The 22,873-nt window shown below is 53.7% G+C and carries 22 protein-coding genes and 1 pseudogene; 10 read left to right on the forward strand and 13 right to left on the reverse strand.

Annotated features, from left to right (window positions below):
- Window positions 1-267, reverse strand: a pseudogene (locus tag ABF287_RS05600) (sodium:alanine symporter); the annotation flags it as partial.
- Between the two features lie 10 nt (window positions 268-277).
- Window positions 278-715: a universal stress protein gene (locus ABF287_RS05605; protein ID WP_347184031.1), complete on the reverse strand. Its 438-nt coding sequence runs from the start codon at window positions 713-715 to the stop codon at window positions 278-280.
- 201 nt (window positions 716-916) lie between these two features.
- Here ABF287_RS05605 and ABF287_RS05610 point away from each other — a divergent pair, with 201 nt between their 5' ends.
- The 3 genes from ABF287_RS05610 (at window position 917) to ABF287_RS05620 (ending at window position 5,854) form a co-directional block, all read left to right on the forward strand.
- The gene (locus ABF287_RS05610) at window positions 917-1,399 is read left to right on the forward strand and encodes an Lrp/AsnC ligand binding domain-containing protein (protein ID WP_347184032.1); all 483 of its coding nucleotides are present in this window, start codon (window positions 917-919) and stop codon (window positions 1,397-1,399) included.
- A gap of 397 nt (window positions 1,400-1,796) precedes the next feature.
- A complete protein-coding gene (locus ABF287_RS05615; RefSeq protein WP_347184033.1) occupies window positions 1,797-2,747 on the forward strand; it encodes an efflux RND transporter periplasmic adaptor subunit in 951 nt (316 codons plus the stop codon).
- Window positions 2,744-5,854 carry an efflux RND transporter permease subunit gene (locus tag ABF287_RS05620; protein WP_347184034.1) on the forward strand — a complete coding sequence of 1,037 codons (3,111 nt, stop codon included), beginning with the start codon at window positions 2,744-2,746 and terminating at the stop codon, window positions 5,852-5,854. The genes ABF287_RS05615 and ABF287_RS05620 overlap by 4 nt, the downstream gene beginning before the upstream one ends.
- A gap of 59 nt (window positions 5,855-5,913) precedes the next feature.
- Here the strand turns inward: ABF287_RS05620 and ABF287_RS05625 are convergent, their stop codons facing one another.
- The 9 genes from ABF287_RS05625 to ABF287_RS05665 form a co-directional block, all read right to left on the reverse strand.
- Window positions 5,914-7,296: an FAD-linked oxidase C-terminal domain-containing protein gene (locus tag ABF287_RS05625; RefSeq protein ID WP_347184035.1), complete on the reverse strand. Its 1,383-nt coding sequence runs from the start codon at window positions 7,294-7,296 to the stop codon at window positions 5,914-5,916.
- Between the two features lie 80 nt (window positions 7,297-7,376).
- On the reverse strand, window positions 7,377-7,913 hold the full coding sequence (locus ABF287_RS05630) for a TRAP transporter small permease subunit (RefSeq protein ID WP_347184036.1): 537 nt from the start codon (window positions 7,911-7,913) through the stop codon (window positions 7,377-7,379).
- A 64-nt stretch (window positions 7,914-7,977) separates the two neighbouring features.
- Window positions 7,978-8,517: a TRAP transporter substrate-binding protein DctP gene (gene dctP, locus ABF287_RS05635; protein WP_347184037.1), complete on the reverse strand. Its 540-nt coding sequence runs from the start codon at window positions 8,515-8,517 to the stop codon at window positions 7,978-7,980.
- On the reverse strand, window positions 8,514-8,957 hold the full coding sequence (locus ABF287_RS05640; RefSeq protein ID WP_347184038.1) for a hypothetical protein: 444 nt from the start codon (window positions 8,955-8,957) through the stop codon (window positions 8,514-8,516). The genes dctP and ABF287_RS05640 overlap by 4 nt, the downstream gene beginning before the upstream one ends.
- A gap of 22 nt (window positions 8,958-8,979) precedes the next feature.
- On the reverse strand, window positions 8,980-10,086 hold the full coding sequence (locus ABF287_RS05645) for a TRAP transporter large permease (RefSeq protein WP_347184118.1): 1,107 nt from the start codon (window positions 10,084-10,086) through the stop codon (window positions 8,980-8,982).
- Window positions 10,044-10,196, reverse strand: a complete 153-nt coding sequence (locus ABF287_RS05650; RefSeq protein ID WP_347184039.1) for a hypothetical protein — start codon at window positions 10,194-10,196, stop codon at window positions 10,044-10,046. Before ABF287_RS05650 ends, ABF287_RS05645 begins: the two co-directional genes overlap by 43 nt.
- Before the next feature lie 12 nt (window positions 10,197-10,208).
- Window positions 10,209-11,735: an amidase gene (locus ABF287_RS05655; protein WP_347184040.1), complete on the reverse strand. Its 1,527-nt coding sequence runs from the start codon at window positions 11,733-11,735 to the stop codon at window positions 10,209-10,211.
- A gap of 115 nt (window positions 11,736-11,850) precedes the next feature.
- A complete protein-coding gene (locus ABF287_RS05660; protein WP_347184041.1) occupies window positions 11,851-12,798 on the reverse strand; it encodes a LysR substrate-binding domain-containing protein in 948 nt (315 codons plus the stop codon).
- An 83-nt stretch (window positions 12,799-12,881) separates the two neighbouring features.
- Window positions 12,882-14,216, reverse strand: coding sequence for a PLP-dependent aminotransferase family protein (locus ABF287_RS05665; protein ID WP_347184042.1), 1,335 nt, complete (start codon window positions 14,214-14,216; stop codon window positions 12,882-12,884).
- Window positions 14,217-14,303: 87 nt separating this feature from the next.
- Here ABF287_RS05665 and ABF287_RS05670 point away from each other — a divergent pair, with 87 nt between their 5' ends.
- The 6 genes from ABF287_RS05670 to ABF287_RS05695 all read left to right on the forward strand — a co-directional run bounded on the left by ABF287_RS05670 (window position 14,304) and on the right by ABF287_RS05695 (window position 20,281).
- Window positions 14,304-15,455 (forward strand): MFS transporter, encoded by a 1,152-nt coding sequence (locus ABF287_RS05670; RefSeq protein ID WP_347184043.1) that lies wholly within the window; start codon window positions 14,304-14,306, stop codon window positions 15,453-15,455.
- A 170-nt stretch (window positions 15,456-15,625) separates the two neighbouring features.
- Complete coding sequence (locus tag ABF287_RS05675) at window positions 15,626-16,369, forward strand: GntR family transcriptional regulator (protein ID WP_347184044.1); 744 nt, start codon at window positions 15,626-15,628, stop codon at window positions 16,367-16,369.
- Window positions 16,366-17,337: a TRAP transporter substrate-binding protein gene (locus ABF287_RS05680; RefSeq protein WP_347184045.1), complete on the forward strand. Its 972-nt coding sequence runs from the start codon at window positions 16,366-16,368 to the stop codon at window positions 17,335-17,337. Before ABF287_RS05675 ends, ABF287_RS05680 begins: the two co-directional genes overlap by 4 nt.
- 104 nt (window positions 17,338-17,441) lie before the next feature.
- A complete protein-coding gene (locus ABF287_RS05685) occupies window positions 17,442-17,948 on the forward strand; it encodes a TRAP transporter small permease subunit (RefSeq protein ID WP_347184046.1) in 507 nt (168 codons plus the stop codon).
- Window positions 17,949-17,951: 3 nt separating this feature from the next.
- The gene (locus ABF287_RS05690) at window positions 17,952-19,229 is read left to right on the forward strand and encodes a TRAP transporter large permease (RefSeq protein WP_347184047.1); all 1,278 of its coding nucleotides are present in this window, start codon (window positions 17,952-17,954) and stop codon (window positions 19,227-19,229) included.
- 8 nt (window positions 19,230-19,237) lie between these two features.
- Window positions 19,238-20,281, forward strand: coding sequence for an L-idonate 5-dehydrogenase (locus tag ABF287_RS05695; protein ID WP_347184048.1), 1,044 nt, complete (start codon window positions 19,238-19,240; stop codon window positions 20,279-20,281).
- Between the two features lie 59 nt (window positions 20,282-20,340).
- On the opposite strand, the gene ABF287_RS05700 is transcribed toward ABF287_RS05695, so the two are convergent.
- Window positions 20,341-20,799: an Lrp/AsnC family transcriptional regulator gene (locus tag ABF287_RS05700; RefSeq protein ID WP_347184049.1), complete on the reverse strand. Its 459-nt coding sequence runs from the start codon at window positions 20,797-20,799 to the stop codon at window positions 20,341-20,343.
- A gap of 130 nt (window positions 20,800-20,929) precedes the next feature.
- Here ABF287_RS05700 and ABF287_RS05705 point away from each other — a divergent pair, with 130 nt between their 5' ends.
- Window positions 20,930-21,676 (forward strand): tryptophan 2,3-dioxygenase family protein, encoded by a 747-nt coding sequence (locus tag ABF287_RS05705; protein WP_347184050.1) that lies wholly within the window; start codon window positions 20,930-20,932, stop codon window positions 21,674-21,676.
- 54 nt (window positions 21,677-21,730) lie between these two features.
- Here the strand turns inward: ABF287_RS05705 and ABF287_RS05710 are convergent, their stop codons facing one another.
- On the reverse strand, window positions 21,731-22,852 hold the full coding sequence (locus tag ABF287_RS05710) for an aminotransferase class V-fold PLP-dependent enzyme (protein ID WP_347184051.1): 1,122 nt from the start codon (window positions 22,850-22,852) through the stop codon (window positions 21,731-21,733).
- Window positions 22,853-22,873 lie beyond the last annotated feature (21 nt).

The following is a 22,873-nucleotide window of genomic DNA, read 5'->3' on the forward strand; positions in this document are numbered from 1 at the left end:
AAGCTGAATAGCGTGCTTGAAGAAGCGGAACTGAACAAAGCCAAAGTAGACAGTGAAAATTGTCGCAGCGATCACAAGCCACATCACGATCCACGGAAAACTTGTTCCGGGGAAAGGTGCAAAGATCAAATTGACGAACCAGCCAGTCGAGGCGGCAAATGCGTCGTTTACTTTTTGGTCGAGCGTCATGGCTTCTTGCGCGAAAGCTGGTGATGCGACCAGTGCGGTCAGGCCGGTCAGGCCCAGAATGTTGCGTTTCGTATTCATGATCTTCCCTCTATCCGACAACCGTGACAGGCACATCGGCGTGCATCACTAGGTTTTGTGTTGAGCTGCCAAAAATGCGTTTGGTAAAGCCATCCGAAGACGAGCGGCCAACAATAATTTGCGCCCCGCCGTTTTCAACTGTGAGCTTGTTAAGTGTCTCAGCGACGTCGCCATGACGCACAAGTCCCGATGCCTTAAATCCGGCAGCGGTGAGTGCTGCGACGGCTGGTTCGACAATACGCTTGCTCGCGAGCGCGATCTCTTCTTCGCGGCGCTTGTGGCGTTGCGCATTCTCTTCCGCTGTTTGGAAGGTGAAGGGCGACCATTCGATGACGTAGATGGCTAGCAACTCACAAGAATCCATTTTGGCTGCCAAGTCCTTGGCAAATGTGAGTGCACGTTCACCGGTTTCGGTTCCGTCCAGTCCTATGACAATTTTGAGTGTCATATTGTTCTCCATGTTGGTTTCGTTTGCAGTCTGGTGGGCATTCGCCCTTGTCTTGAGTGTAGCGTGCACAGGCTTTTGCTTTCATGCAATCAAATTCACTCAACTTTTATAATAGTGATAATCACTAGACATTGGGCATTTATTGACGTTTATTTTGGTAATAATTCTCGTAATGTAGGTCAAAATTAGGAAATATTGCTAGTGAGTAGGGATTTAGACAAGATCGACCGTAAGATTCTTGCGGAGCTGGAATCGGATGGACGCCTGTCAATCGTCGAACTTGCGGTGCGGGTGAACCTGACCAACACTCCGTGCTCAGAGCGCGTGAGGCGGTTGGAACGTGACGGATTCATCAGTGGATACCGTGCAGTTCTGGACTTGGAAATGCTGAATCTAAGCCATTTGACTGTGGTTCAGGTGTCGCTCACGGCGACTGGTGGAGACGACTCGTTGGAACGTTTCAACGCCGCTGTGCGTCGCATTCCAGAGGTCGAAAGTTGTTTGATGACGGCCGGATCTTTTGACTATGTGTTGATCGTAAGGACGCGCAATATGGCGCATTTTCGGATGGTGCTGGGCGACAAGTTGAACAAGCTTCCGGGCATCATGCAGACCAATTCTTTCGCGGTTATGGAAACTGTTAAAGAGGCCAAAGAGTATCGCGGTGCGCCGCAGGCCGACTAAATAGTCGTGCCTTTCGTACGCACACATGGGTCTTGCAGCTTCAAAATTTAGTGGCGAGCTGAGACCAGAAAAGCGCTATATATGATGCACAGTGTTGTGGTTGAGCGACGATTGCCAAATCGCTCGCCTTTTTTGCGTGTTTCCTATGGTAACGTTGCAGCCAGGTCCTATCTATACCCACAATGAAATGCGCCAATTGCAATTACTCTTGGCCAAAAGGAACGCATATATGACGCCCGCAGATCAAAAAACAAAGGTGCTCTCTTTCGACAACGATAAAGGAGCGTCGCGCGCTACGTGGATTGCTGTGGTGCTTTTGCTTCTCATTGTTGGATGGATGGGAAGCGGATTCATTTTTCCTTCTGAGAAAGAAGAAGGAAAGACTGAAAGAGCCGTCTTGGCGCCCGTTTCAGTTGCGGTGGACCCATCGACTGCTGAAGTGGTTGTGCAAAACTATCAAGCCGAAGGTCAGGCATTACCAGATCGTGACACGATTTTGCGGGCACGCACTTCAGGCGATATTTCCGAAGTCCTGATTGAAAAAGGCGAAATCGTCAATTCGGGCGATGTGATTGCACGATTTGTGTCGTCTGAAAACGAGGCGGATATTAAACAAGCAACAGAAGGATTGGTACGTGCGCAGCGCGAGTTGGACAATGCGCAACAATTGTTGGAGCGTGGCGTGGCCACCACTGATCGGCTTGTAAACGCACGTTCTGACCTTGCTGCTGCAGAAGCGCGTCTGACGGCCGTGCAGCGCGCCGCGGACAATCTCGCGATCACCGCGCCCTTCGGCGGCCGGTTGGAAACGCTCGATCTAGATGTTGGCGAATATGTTGCGGCGGGCACAGAAGTGGGTCGCTTGGTTGACAATACGCCGTTGACAGTTGCCATTCAGGTGCCACAGCAAATGCTGACGCGGATCAAAGCTGATCAAGTGGCAACAGTGCGGTTTATCACCGGTGAAGTCCGCGAGGGCGTGGTGGCTTTTGTTGGCACATCTGCCTCAGCAGAGACACGGACATTCTTGGCTGAGATCAAAGTAGCAAACGAAGACGGCGCCATTCCAGCGGGCATTTCCGCTGAAATCAGCATCCCGACAGGCGAAGCGAAAGCGCACTTCTTGTCTCCCTCCATCGTCTCTTTGAACGAAACCGGTGCTCTCGGTGTGAAAACGGTTAGCGACGACAACACCGTTAAATTCTACCCGATCGAGGTTGTGCGCGCACAGATTGACGGCATTTGGGTCACCGGTCTGCCCAATCAAGTTGACGTTATCACTGTCGGACAGGGCTTTGTAAACGAGGGCGAAACCGTCGATCCGTTGCCTGAGGAAGCTGCCCAATGAACGCACTTATAGACGCAGCGTTTTCACGCACACGCATTGTAATTATGACCTTGGTCATCCTTTTGGGCATCGGTGTGATCTCGTACGGGGCCATCCCAAAAGAGGCCAGCCCAGAAATTCCGTTGCCTTTATTTTATGTTTCAACGGGTTTGGATGGTATCAGCCCCGCTGATGCTGAGCGGCTTTTGCTTGAGCCTATGGAAACCGAGTTTTCATCGATTTCAGGCCTGCAAAGTATGAACTCGGACGCGACTGAAGGCTTTGCGAGTATCCAGTTGGAGTTTCTGTCAGGGTCTGACACCAATGAGGCACTCGATAAGGTGCGCGAAGCCGCGGATCGTGCACAAAGCGACCTGCCCGACGATGCCCGCGACATCACGATTACAGAAATCAATACAGCGCTGTTTCCCATTATCACGGCCATTTTGTCTGGCCCTGTGCCCGAACGGACGCTGAACAACATCGCCGAAGACCTGCAAGAAAACATCGAAGGTCTTGGGGGCGTTCTTGAAGTTGATATTGGCGGGCAGCGCTTTGAGTTCCTCGAAGTTCTGATCGATCCCACTGTGTTTCAAACGTACAACCTGTCCTTCGATGAACTGATCGGACAAATCCAACGCAACAATATGCTCATTGCCGCTGGCGCGATTGAAACAGATGCGGGCCGTATTGTTTTGAAGGTCCCCGGTTTGATCGAGGACCTTGAAGACGTTATGGCGATGCCGGTGAAGGTACGCGGCAATGCGGTTGTGACCTTTGGCGACGTCGCAACTGTGCGGCGCACCTTTGAGGACCCAAGCTCATTCGCACGCATCAACGGTCAGCCTGCATTGGCATTGGAAGTGAAAAAGCGCTCTGGCGCAAACATCATCAACACTGTGGACGAGGTCAAAGCCCTTGTCGAAACCATGAGTGTCGACTGGCCTGACAGTATCGAAGTGACCTATTTGCTCGACGAAAGTAAGCAAGTGAAGTCGCTGTTGACCGATCTGGAAGCCAACGTCATCGCCGCTGTTATTTTGGTGATGATCGTGATCGTCTTTGCGCTCGGTTTTCGGTCGTCCATTCTTGTTGGTGTTGCCATCCCTGGGGCGTTTTTGGCGGGTGTGATTGCCCTGCTGCTCATGGGTTACACGATGAATATGGTGGTTTTGTTTTCTCTCATCCTCGTGGTGGGGATGTTGGTGGACGGGGCGATCGTCACAACAGAACTTGCTGATCGAAAGCTGCAAGAAGGCCTTGCGCCTAAAGAAGCCTATGCCTTTGCGGCAAAGCGTATGTCTTGGCCCATCATTGCATCAACTGCGACGACACTCAGCGTGTTCTTTCCATTGTTGTTTTGGACAGGAACCATTGGCGAGTTCATGAAATTCTTGCCGATCACTGTCATTCTGACACTCTTCGCTTCCGTGTTTATGGCGCTTGTCTTTATTCCGGTCCTTGGTGGTTTGATTGGTAAACGTCCACCACAAACGGCCAAGTCGAAAGCCGCGTTGCATGCCGCTGAGTTTGGCGATCCTCGCGATATCGGTGGGTTCACTGGTATGTACGTGCGGGTTCTGCAGTGGGCCATTTTGCGCCCTGTGGCGACGCTTTTGCTTGCACTATCGTTGCTGTTGGGGGGCTTCGGTCTCTACGGTCAATTTGGCAAAGGCGTTACTTTCTTCCCATCGGTCGAACCTGACTTTATGCAAGTTCAAGTGCGAGCACGTGACAACTTTTCAATCTTTGAACGCGATGCGCTTGTGCGCGCGGTCGAAGAGCGGTTGTTGGGCTACGATGAGATCGCAAGTGTTTACGCGCGCTCTATGATGAGTGCTGGTCAAGGTGACGAAGAAACCATCGGGACCTTGCAGCTCGAGCTCACAGATTGGGACACGCGGCGTAAGGCGGTAGAGATCGGTGCAGACATTCGTGAAAGTGTCGCAGACATCGCGGGTATCGACGTGCAGGTGCAAACCGAAAGCGAAGGCCCCAACTCTGGCAAACCCGTTAGCCTGAAAATCACAGCTAAAAACCCAGATGCACAAGCCGAAGCTGTCGCGCAAATCAGAGCGATAATGGACGAGCTAGGCGGGTTCACCGATGTGACCGACACGCTGCCTTTGCCGGGTGTCGAGGTCTCGATCTTGGTCAATCGGGCTGAGGCCGCGCGCTTTGGCGCGGATGTCAGTTTGCTTGGACAAGCGGTGCGTTTGTTGACCCAAGGTATCACGGTGGCAGATTACCGCCCCGATGACACCGACGGCGCGCTTGATATTCGTGTGCGCTTCCCGCGTGAAGAACGCACACTTGCACAGTTGGGCAGTTTGCGTGTGCCGACCTCTTCAGGTCTGGTCCCAATTTCAAACTTTGTGACGTTTGAGCCGTCTGCCCGCACGGGCGTCATTCGGCGCATTGACCAAAAACGGGTCACAACCATCGAGGCCAACGTCGCGCCTGACGTTCTGGTGAACGACCAAGTTGTGGCGCTTACAGAGGCCTTGAGCAAAGCAGAGCTGCCAGAGGGCGTTGAGTTTAGTTTCGGTGGTGAAGCCGAGGACCAACAAGAGAGCATGATCTTTTTGATGAGCGCTTTTGGCGCTGCGATCTTCTTGATGTTCTTTATCTTGGTCTTGCAGTTCAACAGTTTCTATCAGGCGTTTATCGTGATGAGTGCGATCGTCTTTTCGATCGGCGGCGTGTTGCTTGGCCTAATGGTCACGGGGCGTCCGTTTGGCATCGTTATGGGGGGGATCGGCGTGATCGCTCTGGCGGGGATCGTGGTCAACAACAACATCGTTTTGATTGACACCTACAATGATCTCAAAAGGGCAGGTCAGTCGCCGCTTGAGGCGGCCTTGCGCACCGGTGCCCAGCGTTTGCGGCCCGTTGTGTTGACCTCTGTGACAACCGCTTTGGGTCTTATGCCAATGGTTATCGGGCTGAACCTGAACTTCTTCACGCGTGAAATCGTCTACGGTGCTCCGTCAACGCAGTGGTGGACAGAGCTGTCGTCAGCCATCGCCGGCGGATTGGTGATCGCGACGGTGCTTACACTCGTGGTGACGCCAGCAATGTTGATGTTGGGAGAGCGCAACCGCGCGGTTGGCAAGAAAACAGCTTAAACGACACTTTACGTCAAAGCATAAAACGGCAGCACACTCGGATGTGCTGCCGTTTCTTTTTAGGTGTTCCCCACCGGGAAAATTTTCCCAGGGTTGAGAATGTTCTTTGGATCGAGTGCGATTTTGACCGCTTTCATGACGTCGACCGCGCCGCCAACTTCTTGGCGCAGATATTTTTGCTTGCCTTGGCCGATGCCGTGTTCGCCGGTACATGTACCGCCCATCTCGATCGCGCGCATGGACATGCGACCCAAATAGCCTTCGACTTTTTCCACGTCATCAGCGTTTTCTGGGTCAAAGCACAAAATCACGTGGAAGTTGCCGTCACCGACGTGGCCCAAAATGGTCCCCGCAAGGCCTGACTCGATCAGGTCATTGTTTGAGGCTTCGATGCAATCGGCCAAGCGTGAAATAGGTACACAAGCGTCTGTTGAAAGACCCTTTTTACCAGGGTGCTGAGCCAAAGCCGCCCAATACGCATTATGGCGCGCTGTCCACAAAACGTTCCGCTCATCAGCGTTTTGCGCGTATTTGTATTCAGTCGCACCGCAATCCGTCGCAATTTCGCGGAACATTTCATTCATCTCGTCCGTGCCCGCTTCGTGGCCTGAGAATTCAAAGAACAACGTTGGGCAGACTTTCAAATCAAGTTTGGAATAGTCATTGCACGCCGCGATTTGGCCCGCATCCAGCAATTCAATCCGCGCCACATCCAGCCCACATTGGATCGCCAGAATAACAGCGTTACAGGCGTCCTCAATCGTGTCGAACTGTGCCATGCCGCCGATGACTTTGTCAGGGATGCCGCGCAGTTTCAACGTGAGCTCGGTGATGATCCCAAGGGTTCCCTCTGCGCCAATCATCAAATGGGTCAAGTCATAGCCCGCAGATGACTTTTTCGCACGAGTGCCCGTACGGATAATTTCGCCATCGGCCAAGACGCATTCCATAGACAAAATGTTGTCCGCCATCGTCCCGTAACGCACAGCGTTGGTGCCAGACGCGCGCGTCGACGCCATGCCGCCGATGCTGGCGTCGGCGCCAGGGTCAATCGGAAACGTGAGTCCTGTGGCGCGCAGTTCTTCGTTCAGGCGTTTGCGGGTGATGCCCGGCTGCACAACGACCAAAAGGTCTTCGTCGCAGACCTCAAGCACCTCGGCCATTTCAGACATGTCCAATGAGATCCCGCCGTTCGGGGCGTTGATTTGCCCCTCAAGGGACGAACCCGCGCCAAAAGCGATGACAGGAAAATCATGCGCGTGGCAGATCTTCAAGATTTGAGAAACTTCGTCAGTTGATTTTGGGTAAGCAACCAAGTCTGGGCTTTGCGATGCTATGTATGTGGCTGTGCTGGCGTGGTGGTCACGGACGGCCTGCGCAGTGTGCAAGCGGTCCCCTAACAATGGCGCTAAGGCCTCTGCAACAGTGTGTGGCAAAGTCATTTAAAGTCTCCAATGTCGCGCGAATGTCGCGCAAAGTATAGATGTTCGTGGGGAAAGTCGATCGGCACGCTTAGCCGAGATCAATCCAGTTGGGTGTTTGTCACATCATTTGTAGTGACACTCTGTGGCGCCGCCCAGCGGGCCGCGAGGTGCAGCAAAATAATGATGAAAGCGATGGGAACGGACATTGAAATCCAAACCATCGGAATACCCAAAGTGTCGGCCGTCAGACCTGATTGGCGCATCAAGTAGCCTTTGGAAAAGCCGCCCTTGAGGCCAACGAAACAAAAGTAGATGACCGGCAATGTAAACGTCAAAATCGCAGCTGTTTGGATCGCATCGGTGACCAAACCCATGATATGTGGGCGCTTGGGGAAAACAGTGTCCATCAAGATCGCATCAGAGTTGGTTTTAAACGACAACGTCGCGCCCAAAAGGCCAGTCCAGACCATTGAGTAGCGTGCAATGTCTTCTGTCCAAACAGGTGGAGACGAAAACGCATATCGAGCTACAATTTGGATCATCACAGTTACAAACATCGCACAGACGGTGAAAACCGCAGCGCGTCGTGCCACTTGGTGAATGCCGTTGCTGGCCGATACAATAATCTGTCGCATGTTGGACCTCTTTGTAGAGTGGGCGGGCAGCATGATGCCCCCCGCCACGTTGGTTGAGTATAGCTTAGCGTGTGCCGTCAGACAGGTCTGTCCAAAGTTTCACGTCCTCGGATGGCATCAAGCCTGAGTCGTAAACAGGTTTGGACATTTCGCGGAACGCAGCGCGCTCTTCGTCTGTCAAACGCTGAACTGTTACGCCCAACTCTTCGAGAGACACAAGACCGGAAACAGACACGTCGTCCAACCATGTACGTGTTGCGGCATCCGCTGCGTCAACCGCACCGTCTACAGCTGCACGGTCGTCTGCAGACAGACCATCGTACCAATCTTTAGACACGAGCACGGCACGCAGTGGCCAGATAACACGTGCGTCAGAGAAGTTTTTGACGAAGTCAGTTTGACCCCAAGTCACAGGTACAAGCGGTGAGTTGAGGTAGCCATCGACCACACCAGTTTGCAACGCCGCTGGAACTTCACCCCAAGGCACGATTGTGCCTGCAGAACCCCAAGCTTCGTACATAGCGATCTGAGCGTCATCCAATGCACGCATGCGCAAAGAGCTCATGTCTGCAGGTGCGCGAACAGCCTGTTTCGTGGTGATCACGCCGGATGATGGCCCAAGCGGTGCCAAAGCAACAACATGATGTCCTGACCAGCGAGGTTTTCGTTGATGCGATCGAACACTTGGCCTTTTTCCAAAGCGCGATCCATGTGCGCGATGTCGTCAAAGATGTAAGGCAAACGTACGCCGTAGATGAATGGGTCAACTTGCGCGATGGAGCGCACGTCAGGCAATGAAACTTCCAAAAGACCAGTTGAGACTTGGTCGAATTTCTCAGCTTCGTTGCCCACAGAACCGCGTGGCAATTCGCGTACTTCCATACCCGCTTCTGTCAAAGCAGCGCCGAATGTTGCGGCCCAGTTGTAGGATCCAGATGTTGCCAGATCAGGTTTGCTGTCGAGTGCGATTTTGACTTCGGCAGAGGCCGCCATCGCTGTGGTCGCGGCTAAAAGGGCCGTGAATGTGAGTGCTTTAAGGTTCATGAGTATCCTCCCTCATTTGTGGTTAGTTTACAGAAAATCCGAACAACGTCGGTAGGTAAAGGCTTAGTGACGGCCACAATACCAACGCCGCCAAGACAAGAACTTGGACAACGATGAATGGCAAAACAGTGTAGGCCAGTCGCCAGTAGTTAAGATTGGTCATTGCAGAAACGACGACCAAACATTTGCCTAGAGGTGGTGTGATCAGGCCAACGCAAAGGTTGAAACACAACACGATGCCAAGGTGGATTGGGCTGATACCTTGCTCTAGGGCTTGCGGTGCGAAAAGTGGGATCAAAAGCGTCAACGCAACGGGTGTGTCCATGAACATACCAGCGATCAAAAAGACGCCAACCAAGAAAAAGAGGTATTTGGTGCCGGTCAAGCCAAAGGCTTCGACCCAATCGGCCAATGCCGAAGACCACCCCATTTGCCCAGCCAGATATCCCAAGACGGAAATCGCAGCCAAGATAATAAAGATAGTGCCTGTCATACGCGCTGTTGCTTCGACAGCGTCGTAGATCATGCGAAAGCTCAAACCTCTGTAGTATTGGCCGGCCATCAACGCGACCAAAACAGCAATGGCAGAGCCTTCCGTTGGGGTGGCCAAACCAAAGACCAGTGATCCCAAAATAACGACGGGCAAAAGCAAAGCAGGGGCGGCTTTACGCAGGCTTGGCCAGAACTTTGGTAGATCGTCAGATGCACCACCGGGGTGATCTTGGACGTGTGCCAAAATGCTGTTCAGTGCCAGCAAAGAAACGGCCAACAAGATGCCAGGAATGACGCCTGCAACAAACAAGGCTGCCACCGATGCGCCTGTCAAACCACCATAAATGATCATAATGATCGAGGGCGGAATGATTGGTCCAATCATAGATGACGCGGCAGTGATCGCGCCTGCATAGTAACCATCATAGCCACGCTCTTTCATCTCAGGAACGAAAGTACGCGACAGGGCAGCACTGTCAGCAATAGCTGAGCCAGAAATGCCCGCAAAGAAGACGCTGGTCAGAATGTTCACGTGACCAGGTCCGCCTTTGAAACGACCAACGATGGCCATCGCAAAGTCGATGAGGCTGCGCGTTACACCTGCGCGAAAATGCGCTGCGGTAGGATCGATAAAAATTGGCGTTTATCCACCGCGACAAAGCTCAACACCGACACTGCGCCCATAAGATAGGCAAAGGCAGTGCCGCTGATCAGCAATACGATGAATACGATTGGAATGAGCCACATAGTCTTGTTCCTCTACACTGCCGTTTTGACGGCGTGCGTTTTCGTTGCGCCATCAAAAATGGGCGGGTGGGTGACGATGGATCTTAGATCGACAGTCGAAGCGGCAACGTCTGCAACATTTGCGATCGGGCGAGCGGTTTCGGGGGTTTGCGCAAGAAACGCTTCCACCGCATGGGATGCGGCTAATAGGTTTTCGTCGCCACGTACAGGTCCGAGCAGTTGAAGCCCGAAAGGCATACCGTGAGGGTCAAGCCCGCTCGGCAACGTGATGGACGGACCACCTGGCAAGGATCCGCGATAGGTCAGCGCAAGCCAGCGGTAGTAGATGTCCAACTCTTGCCCATCGATGTGCGTGGCATGTGCTTGGGTCCACTGGAATGATGATACGGGAACTGTTGGCAGCAAGATAACGTCGTAATCTTCCATCAAGGCATTGAAGTTGCGCAAAATTTTCGTTTGCTCAATATGCGCCCAGCTGCGGTCTGCCAAGGTAAAGCTGTTCCCCAGCGCGACATTGGTTTTGATGTTGTCGCCATATAGTTCGGGCGTGTCTTCGACACCTTGACCAAAGGCGGCGACAAAACTCTCCGCGCGCAAAATATCAAATACGCGGTCCATATCACCTAGATTTAGATCAACCGGTGTGCATGACCGAGCTTGCGGCGCGAGTGCTGCAACCCGTGCGCGGAATGTCTCGCGAATCTCAGGGTCCACCGGAGCGCCGCCAAAATCTTCGCTATAGCCAATCCGCAAATCGCTCAACTCAACATCCGGCAGCGTTTCAAACCGCGCCTTATCTGATGCAGGAATGGACAGCGGGTCGTTCGGATCATCTGATTGAATCAGCTTGAGCATCAGAACAAGGTCTTCGACAGTGCGCGCCATCGGGCCCAGCACTGAAATGCCAGACCAGCCCAATGGGCGCGTCGGGTGCGCGACAACATCAACCGACGGACGATATCCAACAATACCGCATAGTGCTGCAGGAAGTCGCAACGACCCACCCGTATCTGAGCCCGTGCACAGAGGCAAAAGGTCGGCCGCCAATGCTGCAGCGGATCCACCTGAGGACCCGCCCGCAATGAGATTTGGGTTAAACGGATTGCCCGTTGCACCCCAAACAGGGTTGCGGCTGTTACCACCTGCGCCCAGTTCCGGAACGTTTGTTTTGGCCAACATGATTGCACCAGCGGCACGCAATTGCGCCACCATTGGCATATCTGACGCAGGAATGTTGCCACGCGCACGTGGATTGCCATGTGTCGTCAACAGACCTTTGGTGTCTTGCAGATCTTTTACCCCGATCGGCAACCCATCAAGTGGGCCAATCGGCTTGCCTTCTGCCCAGCGACGCGTCGCCTGCGCGGCCTCAATCGCCGCGTTTTCAGCGTCCGTAGCTGTCAGCGCGTTAATTTTCGGATTGAGTGCTGCAATCTGGTCAAGGCAGGCAGATAGGTAATCGGTCGGCGTCAAAGACAGGTCTGCAAAAGCAGCCAGCACTTTTGTGGCAGACCATTTGGTCAGGTCAGAGTTACCCATTCGGGCACGCCAAGCGATGCAAAGAAAATACTGACACAAGGCCCTCCCAAGAATTGTGTTTCGTTATCTTATGCAGTGCAACTTTGAGATAATAGTGAATAATTGGCTCAAAACATTAACCATATGGAATTGTTTTGACGTCGCTGGCGGCTTGTTGGAGGCATTTCAAAAACAATGACATCGTGCCGCCAGTTGTCATTCTGTCTGTGCGCCAAAAGCAGCGCGCCTCGGACAAGAGCCCATGCGTATCCAAGGGCAATATGACAAGATCGCCACGCGCAGCATGGCTTTGCGCAAGGCTTTGTGGCAGCAGGCAAAGCGTTGGCATTACACGAAGAATCTCCAAATTGAGCGCTAAAGACAATGACGCAATCGTATTGGTTGGGGTCGTTAAGCCGTGCTCGGCAAACAATGTATCGACAGCTTGGCGTGCAACGGAATTGGCCTGTGGCAATATCCATTGCGACGATGCCACGTCCGCCCACTCAAGGCTTTTCGCGCGCGCCAGAGGGTGCGTGCGGCCAGCAGCAACCACAAGAGGTTCGGAATGCAAAGACATCTGTTCAATGCCTGCCAGCTCGCGGGGTTGCCAAATCCGTGCGATCACAACATCCAGTGCACCAGATTCGAGTTCGGGAAACAGGCTGACAAAGTGACCCTCAAACACTGACACATTGGCGTGCGGTGCGCTGCCCTTGAGCAACGACAACGTGCCAGGCAACAAAACGGGCGCGACGGAGCTCACGACACCGATGGCCAAGGATCCAGAAACACCTGTTGCCATGGCTTCAATGTCAAATGCGGCCCGATCCACTTGGCCCAAAACCTGTTTGGCATGTTCCGCGAGCCGCGCGCCGATGGCGGTCAAATACAGTCGGTTTTTGGTGCGGGTCACCACAGGGACGCCCACAATGCGTTCTAATTCAGCGATCTGCTTAGAGACAGCGGGCTGGGTCACATTCAACGCTTCTGAAACGCGCGCGACCAATCCCAAATCGGACAAGGCAGCGATCACCCGTAAGTGGCGCAGTGTGATGGCCTTGTGAAAGTCATTGCCCTTCATTGCGTATCCTGTCTGAGAATTGGGCTTTACCGTAGGTTATTTCACATGAATTGAAGTCCAGCACAACGACAGCGTGCCAAACCTTAGCTTGGGCTCGCATCATCAATCGCTGTTCGTACGGCTTTGAGCGCCGTTTGGAACTCATGCTTTGGCACGCCGCCAAATGCGATGCGCAACGCCTGTGGAATGGCGGAACCAACAGCAAATGGGCGCGCATCTGAAACAGATACCCCCAATTTTTTGAGCGAGATCACAATCGGTTCAGCACGCACGCCCTGTTCAAGCGGCAGCCATGCAAAGCTGGCATTTCGATGCGACAGCAACCTGTGATCCCTCAAGATGTCCGCACAAATGTTTTGGCGTTCGGCGCCGTCTTCGCGTCTATTGGCTTCAAACTGTGCCAAGGTGCCGTCCAAGATCCAGTTTGTGACCAAGTCCGAAATCAACGCGGGCGCATTCCAAGTTGTGGCACGGATCGCTTCGGTAAGCGGTTCAATCTGGGGAAGGGGCGCGATCAAATAACCAAGGCGCAAACCTGTTGCGAGGGTTTTGGAAAACCCACCAATGTGGACGGTACGTTCCGGCGCGAGGGTCAAAAAACCTGTGGGCGGATCGGGTTCTAGAAAAGCGTAGGCCGCGTCTTCGAAAATCATCAGATCATGCCTGCGCGCAACATCGACGATGCGCAGGCGCGTTGCCAAGTCCATCACAGTGCCCAATGGGTTATGAACGGTTGGCATCAAATAGACGGCTTTGATCCGCTTGGACTGGCAGCTTCGTTCAAGCGCTTCTGGGTCCATGATGCCGTTGCTGCTGGCGATGGGCACTAGGTCTAGACCTTGCAGCGCCGCCACAGATTTGAACCCCGGATACGTGAGCGCGTCCGTAGCAACAGCATCGCCATGTGTCAAAAGCCCGAACCCAAGCAAAGACAATCCATGCTGCCCACCTGATGTGATCAACAGCTGCGCAGGATCGATAGGGCCAAGCGTGCGCTGCACATCATTGGCGATAATGGCGCGTTCGTGGTCGCGCCCGCCGTGTGGTTGATAGCGCAGCATTGCGGATAAATCGCCGGATGTCGCCAGCCGTTTCAGCGCGCTGCGCAGCGTGTCTGCGTCAGACGTGTCGCTTGGCATATTGAACACCAAATCGACGCTGCCATCTGCCGCAGACTGCTGTAGTCCCAGCGACAGAGGAACGCCTTTGTCACGCACAAATGTGCCACGGCCCGCTTCACCAACAACGGCGCCCCGTCGTTCTAGCTCCCCGTAGGTCCGTGTCGCCGTCGCCAATGCAACGCCAAATCGTTCGGCAAAGGCGCGATGGGTGGGGAGTTTGGATCCCGGCGCGAGCTTGCCGCGTTTGATCGCTGCTTCGAGTGTGTCAGCCAGTTGGAGGTATCGCGCTTTTGCCATGGGCTCACTGTATCTAGTACAATTGAAAAATTGTCATAATTGTGGCGGCGTGGCATGTCGATTTCAAGTTCAATCTTGAGGTCAATTATGTCCAAGCCGCTCTCTGCATCTCTTCTCGCAATCGCTTTGTTTGTCGTCACCTTCGCGGTGAACCTGCAAGCGCCACTTTATGACGTCTACGCGCAAGCTAGCGGCGTGGGCAACGTGGCGGTCACCATCGCTTTTGCAGCCTATGTCGGGGGGCTAATGCCGACTTTGATGGTGCTCGGCGGGTTATCTGATCGTGTTGGCCGCAAAGTGCCAATTGCATTTGCGCTCATTTTAGGCGCGCTGGCCACGGTGTTGCTGGTGCTTTGGCCAAACATGATTAGCCTTGTTTGTGCACGTCTTTTGCTTGGAGTGGGAACAGCGCTCGCGGCGACGTCTGGTGCGGCCTATATGACAGATATATTGGGGCGGGAGCGGCAGAAGTTTGCTGCGTTGGTCGTCACGTCAGCAACATCGCTTGGCTTCGGCGGCGGTGCGCTTGCAACGGGTCTATGCCTCGCCGTTCAAGGGCAAACAGTGACCCCTATGAGTTACCATGTTCTGATCCTTGTCGCGCTTGTCTTGGCTGGTGGCGTCTTAGGACTGCCTCGCTCGCAGGTGTCGTTGTCCGTGTCGTTGATGCGATTGCCGGTCTTTGCGTCTGGCACATGGATGTTTGGTCTGGCGATGGCTTTGGCGTGGTCCACCAGCGGGATGACAATTGCCGTAGTGCCGCTTGAATTGGCTGCCCGTGGCCTTGGAGGATGGACTGGACTTGTTGTGTTCTTGGCGATTTTTGTAGGCTTTCTGTGCCAACCATTGGCACGTCGCATGACAAACGCCCGCGCGCTCTCGGTGGGGTTTGTATTGGTGCCGCTGGGGTTTGTCGTCTTGCTGCTTGGCGTGTGGTTCAACGCATTGATACTGGTGCTGCTTGGAACGTGCATCACAAGTGCTGCCAGCTATGGCTTTACCTATCTCGCGTCTTTGGCAGAGGTCGCGCGCCGTGCGCCTGACGATCAAGCACGGGCCACAGCCGGTCTATTTGTCTACGCGTATCTCGGGTTTTCGGTGCCTGTTATTGTAACCGGATTGCTTGCGGATGCTCTAGGACTTTTGCCTGCAATGATTTTGTTTTTGGCAGTTCTGGTCAGTGCGACTTTGACTGTTTTTGGACGGTGGCAGCGTTCAGATTCTGCTCTGATCGTGTAAATTTTTCGCAGGAGCGTTGGGGTTTTCTGCGGAAGTTTTATAAAAATAGTAATAAATTCAATTACCTAAGGATAATTATCTGGAGTCGTCTGGTTTTTTAGATTTGGCATACAATTTTCATTGCTAACTTGTATGGAAGTATGCAAGTTGTGACTGGGAGGAGATTCTACATGTTGCAAATGGACCCAATTCGGCCACTTGATCCGGCTTTGCCGATCACGCCGCAGCTGACCAAACGGCTGCGCAACCGTATCATTCGCAACCATCTCAAGCCTGGGGATACCATTTCGGAAACCGAGATCGCGCAGGTGTACGACGTCAGTCGCCAGCCAGTGCGCGAAGCGTTTATTAAGCTATCTCATCAAGGTTTGATTTTGATCCGCCCACAACGACGCACAGTCGTTTCAAAGATCGCATATCAAGACGTGTTGGATGCGCGTTTCCTTCGGGAAGCCATCGAAGCTGACATCGTTCGATTGTTGGCGAAGACGCGTGATGATGCCGTGATCGGTGCTTTGCGTGACCAGATCGAACAGCAAAAACGCGTGCGTGCGGATGATCCTGAATCCTTCACGCGTTTGGACGAACAATTCCACAGCATGCTTGCAGAAGCGGCGGGCAAAGCGGGCACTTGGGGGTTCGTCGAAGGCGTCAAAGCCCAAATGGACCGTGTGCGCTTTTTGTCGTTGGCCGACTATCCAACCGAGTTGCTTGTTCAGCAGCACACGGAAATCGTGGACATGGTCGAGGCGCGAGATTTGGACCGCGCCGAAGAAAACGCTCGTCAACATTTGCGCGCGATGCTGGACAATTTGCCCAGCGTCATCGCGGCAAACCCCGACTTTTTCGATTTGCCTGATGGCGGCATTGCCCCGTCAGTCAATACACCCACTCTAGGAGGAGAGTATTCATGACAATCAATTGGAAACTACCAGCGGTCGTTGCGACTGTTGCTGCGTTGATGTCCACGCCACTTATGGCACAGGACATGACGCTGAAACTTGGCCACCTCGCCAATGAAGAAAACCCATGGCACAAAGCGGCCGTTAAATTCGGAGATGAACTGTCTTCATTGACCGAAGGTCGTATTGCGGTCGAAGTGTTCCCAAACGAGTCTCTTGGCAAAGAAATTGACCTGATCAACGGCATGCAGCTTGGCACTGTTGATATGACGATCACAGGTGAATCGTTGCAAAACTGGGCGCCAATGGCGGCTCTTTTGGCTGTTCCTTATGCGTATAAATCGCTTGAGCACATGGACGAAGTCGCCTCTGGTGAAATCGGTGACCAGATCAAAGCGCAGATCATCGAAAACGCACAAGTTCGCCCGATCGCGCACTTTGCACGTGGCCCGCGCAACCTGACATCCAACCGTGCGATCACCACACCTGACGATCTTGACGGCTTGAAGATGCGCGTGCCAAACGTGCCGCTTTTCGTTGATGTTTGGAAAGCCCTTGGTGCGCAACCCACACCTATGGCCTTCTCTGAAGTGTTTACGTCGCTTCAAAATGGCACCATCGGCGCACAAGAAAACCCGCTCGCTTTGATCCGCTCTGCGAACTTCAACGAAGTGCAAAGCCACATCAACATGACCGAGCACGTGCGGTCTTGGATCTACCTGACAATCGCTGAAAGCACATGGTCGAAGTTGTCTGCGGATGACCAAGCTGCAGTGATGAAAGCTGCAGCCGTTGCACAAGCTTACGAGCGTGAGTTGTTCGAAGCTTCCGTTGCTGATGACCGTGCCTACCTCGAAGGCAAAGGTGTTACCTTTGTTGAAGTCGACGGCCCTGCGTTCCAAGCAAAAGCGAAAGACGCGGTCTTGGCCAACGTGAACGACGAAATCAAGCCTATCGTAGAAGGCCTGTTCTCTAACTAAACCTCCCAGTTTAGGTCGTCCCCACGCCTATTGCGCTCCCTGGCGCAGCAGGCGTGGGTTCATTTTTGACAGCAGCGCAGCGCGCAAGATCGATTGAGCACCGTATGAAAATACTACAACAGATAACGCAGGTCTTTGTTTGGTTGGCCAGAGCCGGCGCTGGACTGGCCTTTTTGGTCTTGATCTGCGCCGTTTTGGTTCAAGTTGTGGGCCGCACCATCGGCAATTCGCCGGTTTGGACCGAAGAGCTGACACGCTACGCTTTGCTGTATCTCGTCGCCTTTGGTGGCGGGTTGGCGCTGCGATCTGGTGACATGGTCAACGTTGATGTCTTTAGTGAAAACTTGCCGGGACGTGGCCCTTGGATGCTGCGATTTTTCTCAGCCGTCGCGACCCTTGGCTTGACTGTTTATCTTTTGGCACCTGCATGGAAATACGTCTCGATCGGACGCATGCAGACATCGCCTGCATTGGGTCTGCGTATGACCTATGTTCATTTCACCGTCTGGCTGTTGCTGGTTGTTCTTGCTGTTGCCGCTTTGGTGCGCATCGCGGGCATGATTGCGGGCACGGATGACGGCACGCCTGAAAAGAAACCCGAGGAAGCATAAGCCATGGAAGTCACAGTTCTTTTCAGTTTGTTTGTTGGCGGTCTTGTTATTGGCTTGCCAGTTGCGATCACGCTTGGTGTCGCCTCATTGGCGTATCTTACGCTTGCCGGCATTCCAGCCGTGGTCATGCCGCAAAAAATGTACGCGGGCATGGACGTGTTCGTGCTGCTGTCCATCCCAGGCTTTATTCTGGCAGGCAATTTGATGAACCTTGGTGGCATCACCCAGCGGATCATTCGCTTTGCCAACGCTTTGGTCGGTTGGATAAAAGGCGGACTTGGATTGACCAACATCGCTGCCTCCATGCTGTTTGGTGGCATCACTGGCACGGCTGTTGCTGATGCCGCGTCCATCGGTGGTGTGATGATCCCCGGTATGAAAAAGGCGGGTTATCCGGCTGCGTTTTCGGCTGCTGTGACCGCTGCGTCCTCGACCGTTGGTCCGATTATTCCACCCTCTGTGCCAATGATCATCGTTGGCGCGCTCAGTGGCATTTCCGTGGGCAAGATGTTCTTGGCGGGTGCTATCCCCGGTATTTTGATGGGGCTCGCCATGATGGTGACCACGTATATCATTGCACGTCGTCGCAACTTTCCACATCAGCCTTGGCAGGGATTTGGTGAGGTTGGGCGTGCATTTGCCGGCGCCATTTGGGCCTTGGCGATGACATTCTTGATCATCTACGGATTGCTGTCTGGTCTTGCAACGCCAACGGAAACGGCCGTGATTGCCTCCGTTTATGCGATGATTGTGGGGTGCTTTATCTACCGCGAGCTGCCATTGCGGCAGGTGCCTAAAGTGGTGATCGACAGCGCGGTCTCCTCGGCTGGTATTTTGGTGCTGGTCGGGTTCGCCAATGTCTTTGGCTGGATCTTGGTGTCTGAGCAAATTCCCCAAGCGATCGCTGATGGTGTTTTGTCGTTCACCGACAACAAGATCCTAGTGATCTTGATTATCAATCTGCTGTTGTTGTTTGTCGGTATGTTTATGGAGACAATCGCAGCACTGATCATTTTGTTTGTGCCGCTGCTGTCCCTCGCTGAAGCCGTTGGGGTTGAGCCGCTCCACTTTGCGACCTTCGCCGTGCTGAACTTGATGATCGGACTGACAACACCGCCAGTGGGGGTTTGCTTGTTCGTCTGTGCGGGGATCGCGCGCCTGCCGCTTGCACCGGTCGTTGTCGCAATCTTGCCTTTCTTACTGACAAATATCTGTGTACTTCTGGCCGTATCCTATGTCCCCGCTTTGGCGACATGGTTGCCGTCCGTTATGATGCCTTAGGAGACTATATGAAAACCCGTGTTTGCTGCTTGCACAGCGCAAAAGATATCCGCGTTGAAACACGTGACGTCGCACCACCCCAAGCTGGCGAGGTGCGCGTGGCTCTTGGGGCTGGCGGCGTTTGTGGCTCAGATTTGCACTACTACCAGCACGGTGGTTTTGGCGTCGTTCGTGTGCGCGAACCCATTATTTTGGGACATGAAGCTGCGGGGTTTGTTGCTGAAATTGGCGCAGGTGTCACGGGGCTTAAAGTTGGCGATATGGTTGCCCTGAACCCCAGCACCAACTGCGGAAAATGTGAATACTGTGTGCAAGGCCTCGAGATGCATTGCACCGATATGATCTTTAACGGCTCAGCCATGCGCATGCCGCACGTCCAAGGGTTTTACCGCGACCAGATGACCGTCGACGCACGCCAATGTGTGCCCGTCACTGGCGATGTCGCGGTGTCTGAAGCTGCATGTTCTGAGCCTCTGGCCGTGTGTATGCATGCGGTTAGCCTTGCAGGAGATCTGAAGGGCAAACGCGTCTTGGTCACGGGCGCCGGACCAATCGGCGTTTTGTGTGTTGCTTTGGCGAAAGAGGCAGGTGCTGCTGAAATCGTTGTGACAGACTTGCAAAAGGTGCCTTTGGACGTGGCCTCTGAAATGGGCGCGACGAAGGTGGTCAACGTGATAGATGACGCCGACACAATGCAGGCCTACGCGCGTGGCAAAGGATACTTCGACGTTGCATTTGAATGCACTGGCGTGGCATCTGCACTCGTCTCGGCCTTGGGTGCATTGCGTCCGCGTGGCGTTATCGTTCAGGTTGGTATGGCAGGCGATACGGCCGTTCCGCTGGGCATTCTTGTCGCCAAAGAGATCACCCATCGTGGGACATTCCGCTTCCATTCAGAGTTCCAAGACGCGGTTGACGCCATTTCCACACGGCGCATCGATGTGCGCCCCATGATCACGGCGCAAATGCCGGTTGAAAATGCCGAGGAAGCATTCGAACTCGCAGGTGACCGCACGCGCGCCGTAAAAGTTCACTTGGTTTTCAATACCTAACAGGCCGCAAAACCTGATTGCCAACTTGAGGCCCGCGTCTGCAACCCACAGGCGCGGTCTTATCTGGCTTGCGCCAATGCCGCGAGGGATTGGGTTTCTTTGATCGTGCGTGTGGCCACCGTTGTGCTGGTGCGGCGCACTCCCGGAAGGCGCGCAACCTCCGAGCGGATCAGCTTATCCATGTCATCCACATCTCGCGCGATGATTTGCAACAAATAGTCGGCCTCCCCCGTTGTGGCGTAGCAGCGCCAGATTGACGGATGTCGTGCCACGGCGACCTCAAAGGCATCTGCTGCTTCGAAATCCAGCACGACCTCGATAAAGGCTGACAGCCCAAATCCCATCGCTTTCGGCGACAGGCGGGCCTCATAGCCTTCAATGACGCCAGCGTCTTCTAGCGCCTTCACCCGTTTCCAGATGGGGGTTTTGGACATGCCTTGGCTGTCAGCCAAATCCGCGAACGACAGGCGCGCGTTGGCTTCAAGGCGTTTGAGGATGGCGAGGTCAAGTTGATCCATGTGTTATCCAATATTGTCAAAAATCTGCACATTCGTTCTATCATTTATCCTGTATCGGGAAATAAAGGAACAATGACATCGCAAATTCCCGGCAAAAAGGTACCAACACAGATTCCAAAGGACGCACATCATGAACCGCCAAGAGTATCACGCACTGATCGAGAACCCGAAGATGTTGGACTACGGCGTCTACTTGGATGTGCGCAAACTGCTCGACTGCCAAAAGCCGATCAAAGACCTGTGCAACGCCGAAGAGCTGCAATTTCAGATCGTCCACCAAGTTGAAGAGCTGTGGATGAAGCTCATGGCCTACACACTCGTGGACGTGCTCGACTACATGCGTGAGGGCAACACCAACCGCATCGTGACGCTCATGGGCCGTGTGCACCGCCTGATGCGCCTGATGACCGATCAGCTGGACGTGCTGGAAACCATGTCCCCGCTGGAATACCAAGAGGTGCGCTTGCAGCTTGGCAACGGATCAGGCCAAGAAAGCCCTGGGTTTCAGCTGCTTCTGCGCATGCCAGTGGACCTTTGGGATACCTATAAGGCCACATATTTGGACGGCAAAGGCCTGTCTGTGGCGGATGTTTATGATGGCAAATATGACCACGGCGATAGCTATGTCGTGGCCGAAGCTTTGATCGAATTTGACGAGTTGTTCCAAAAATTCCGCGCCAATCACCTGTACCTGATCCACCGCTCCATCGGTCTTGGATCAAAGTCTCTCAAAGGTCGCCCTGTTGAAATTCTTGAGTCTGGCGCACGCCACCGGTTCTTCCCTGAACTGTGGGATATCCGCTGTGATATGACAGACGCTTGGGGGCAAAGTTACGGTGTTGTGCGGGATATTATCCACGACAAGGAAAACGCCTAAAACGCCATCAAAGATCAAAGCGGCGGGGCGTCAAAGCCCCGCCGTGCATTTGTTTTACATGTTTAAAAGTTTGCCCAAAATCGAAATTAAATGTTTGCAATCTTCCAATTCAGTCACATTGCCCGGTGACAAGCGCAACACCTGACCCCGCGCATCGGTGAACAGATTTTCACCCCGCAAACTGTCAACCACATGGGTCGGATCGATGGTATCCGGCAGCGCAATCATCACACTGCCGCCGCGTTGATCTGCCTCCATTGGCGACACCAAAGTCACGCCCGCGTCTTTGACCCAATCGACCAAAATCGCCGTTTTCGCGGCGTTGTCTTTCGCCAAATTCGCGACGCCCTTGCCGAGCACAAAGTCCAAACCCGACAAACAAGAAATCGCAGGCAAAACATTCGGCGTGCCATTGCCAAAGCGCCGCGCATCAGGGGCAAATTCGAACGCATCCAAATCCCATGAAAACGGATTGCCTTGTGAAAACCAGCCGCGAAATTCGGGCTGACAGCTGGCGATCAACTCTGGCGTCGCGTGAATCACCGCAGCACCTGACACACCGCAGAGCCATTTCAACGATGATCCCACCGTGAAATCCGCGCCAATATCTGTCACATCATAAGGGCGAATGCCGATGCCTTGCGTCACATCGATGCCCACAAGCGATCCCATTTTATGACCATGTTCGGTCAAAGTTTTGATGTCGGATTTGTGCGAACTGGTCGAGGTCACCCAAGTCAAAATCGCCAAACGCACATCGCCATCCCAAGCGGACAACATCTGAGCGTCGCTGACAAAGGCCTCACCCTGCGCCGGTTCCACCGTTTTCAATGTGCCGCCCATGCGGGTGACGGTTTCGGCCAGCAAAAAATGCAAAGACGGAAAACAGTCTTTCGCGATCAAAACCGTGCCGCCTTGAATGCGCCTCGGGTCCAAACCGCGCAAAATTGAATAGAGCCCGCCGGTCACGCTTTCGGCTTGGGCCATATGCCTGGGTTCTGCGCCAATGAGTTCCGCCCATTTTGACAAAAACGCCGCTTGTTGCGTCAAAGCATAGCCCCATTGCGCATCATCTGTCGCAGCCCAATGGGTGGCAAAATCAGTCAAAGTTGCAGTGAGTTTTGCTTGTTTGTCAGCAAAGGTTCCGATGGAATGATACAGGAAATATCCGGCCATTTTGTCGTCCTAAATCAAGGC

Source organism: Pacificibacter sp. (assembly GCF_039769035.1).
Lineage (GTDB): Bacteria > Pseudomonadota > Alphaproteobacteria > Rhodobacterales > Rhodobacteraceae > Celeribacter.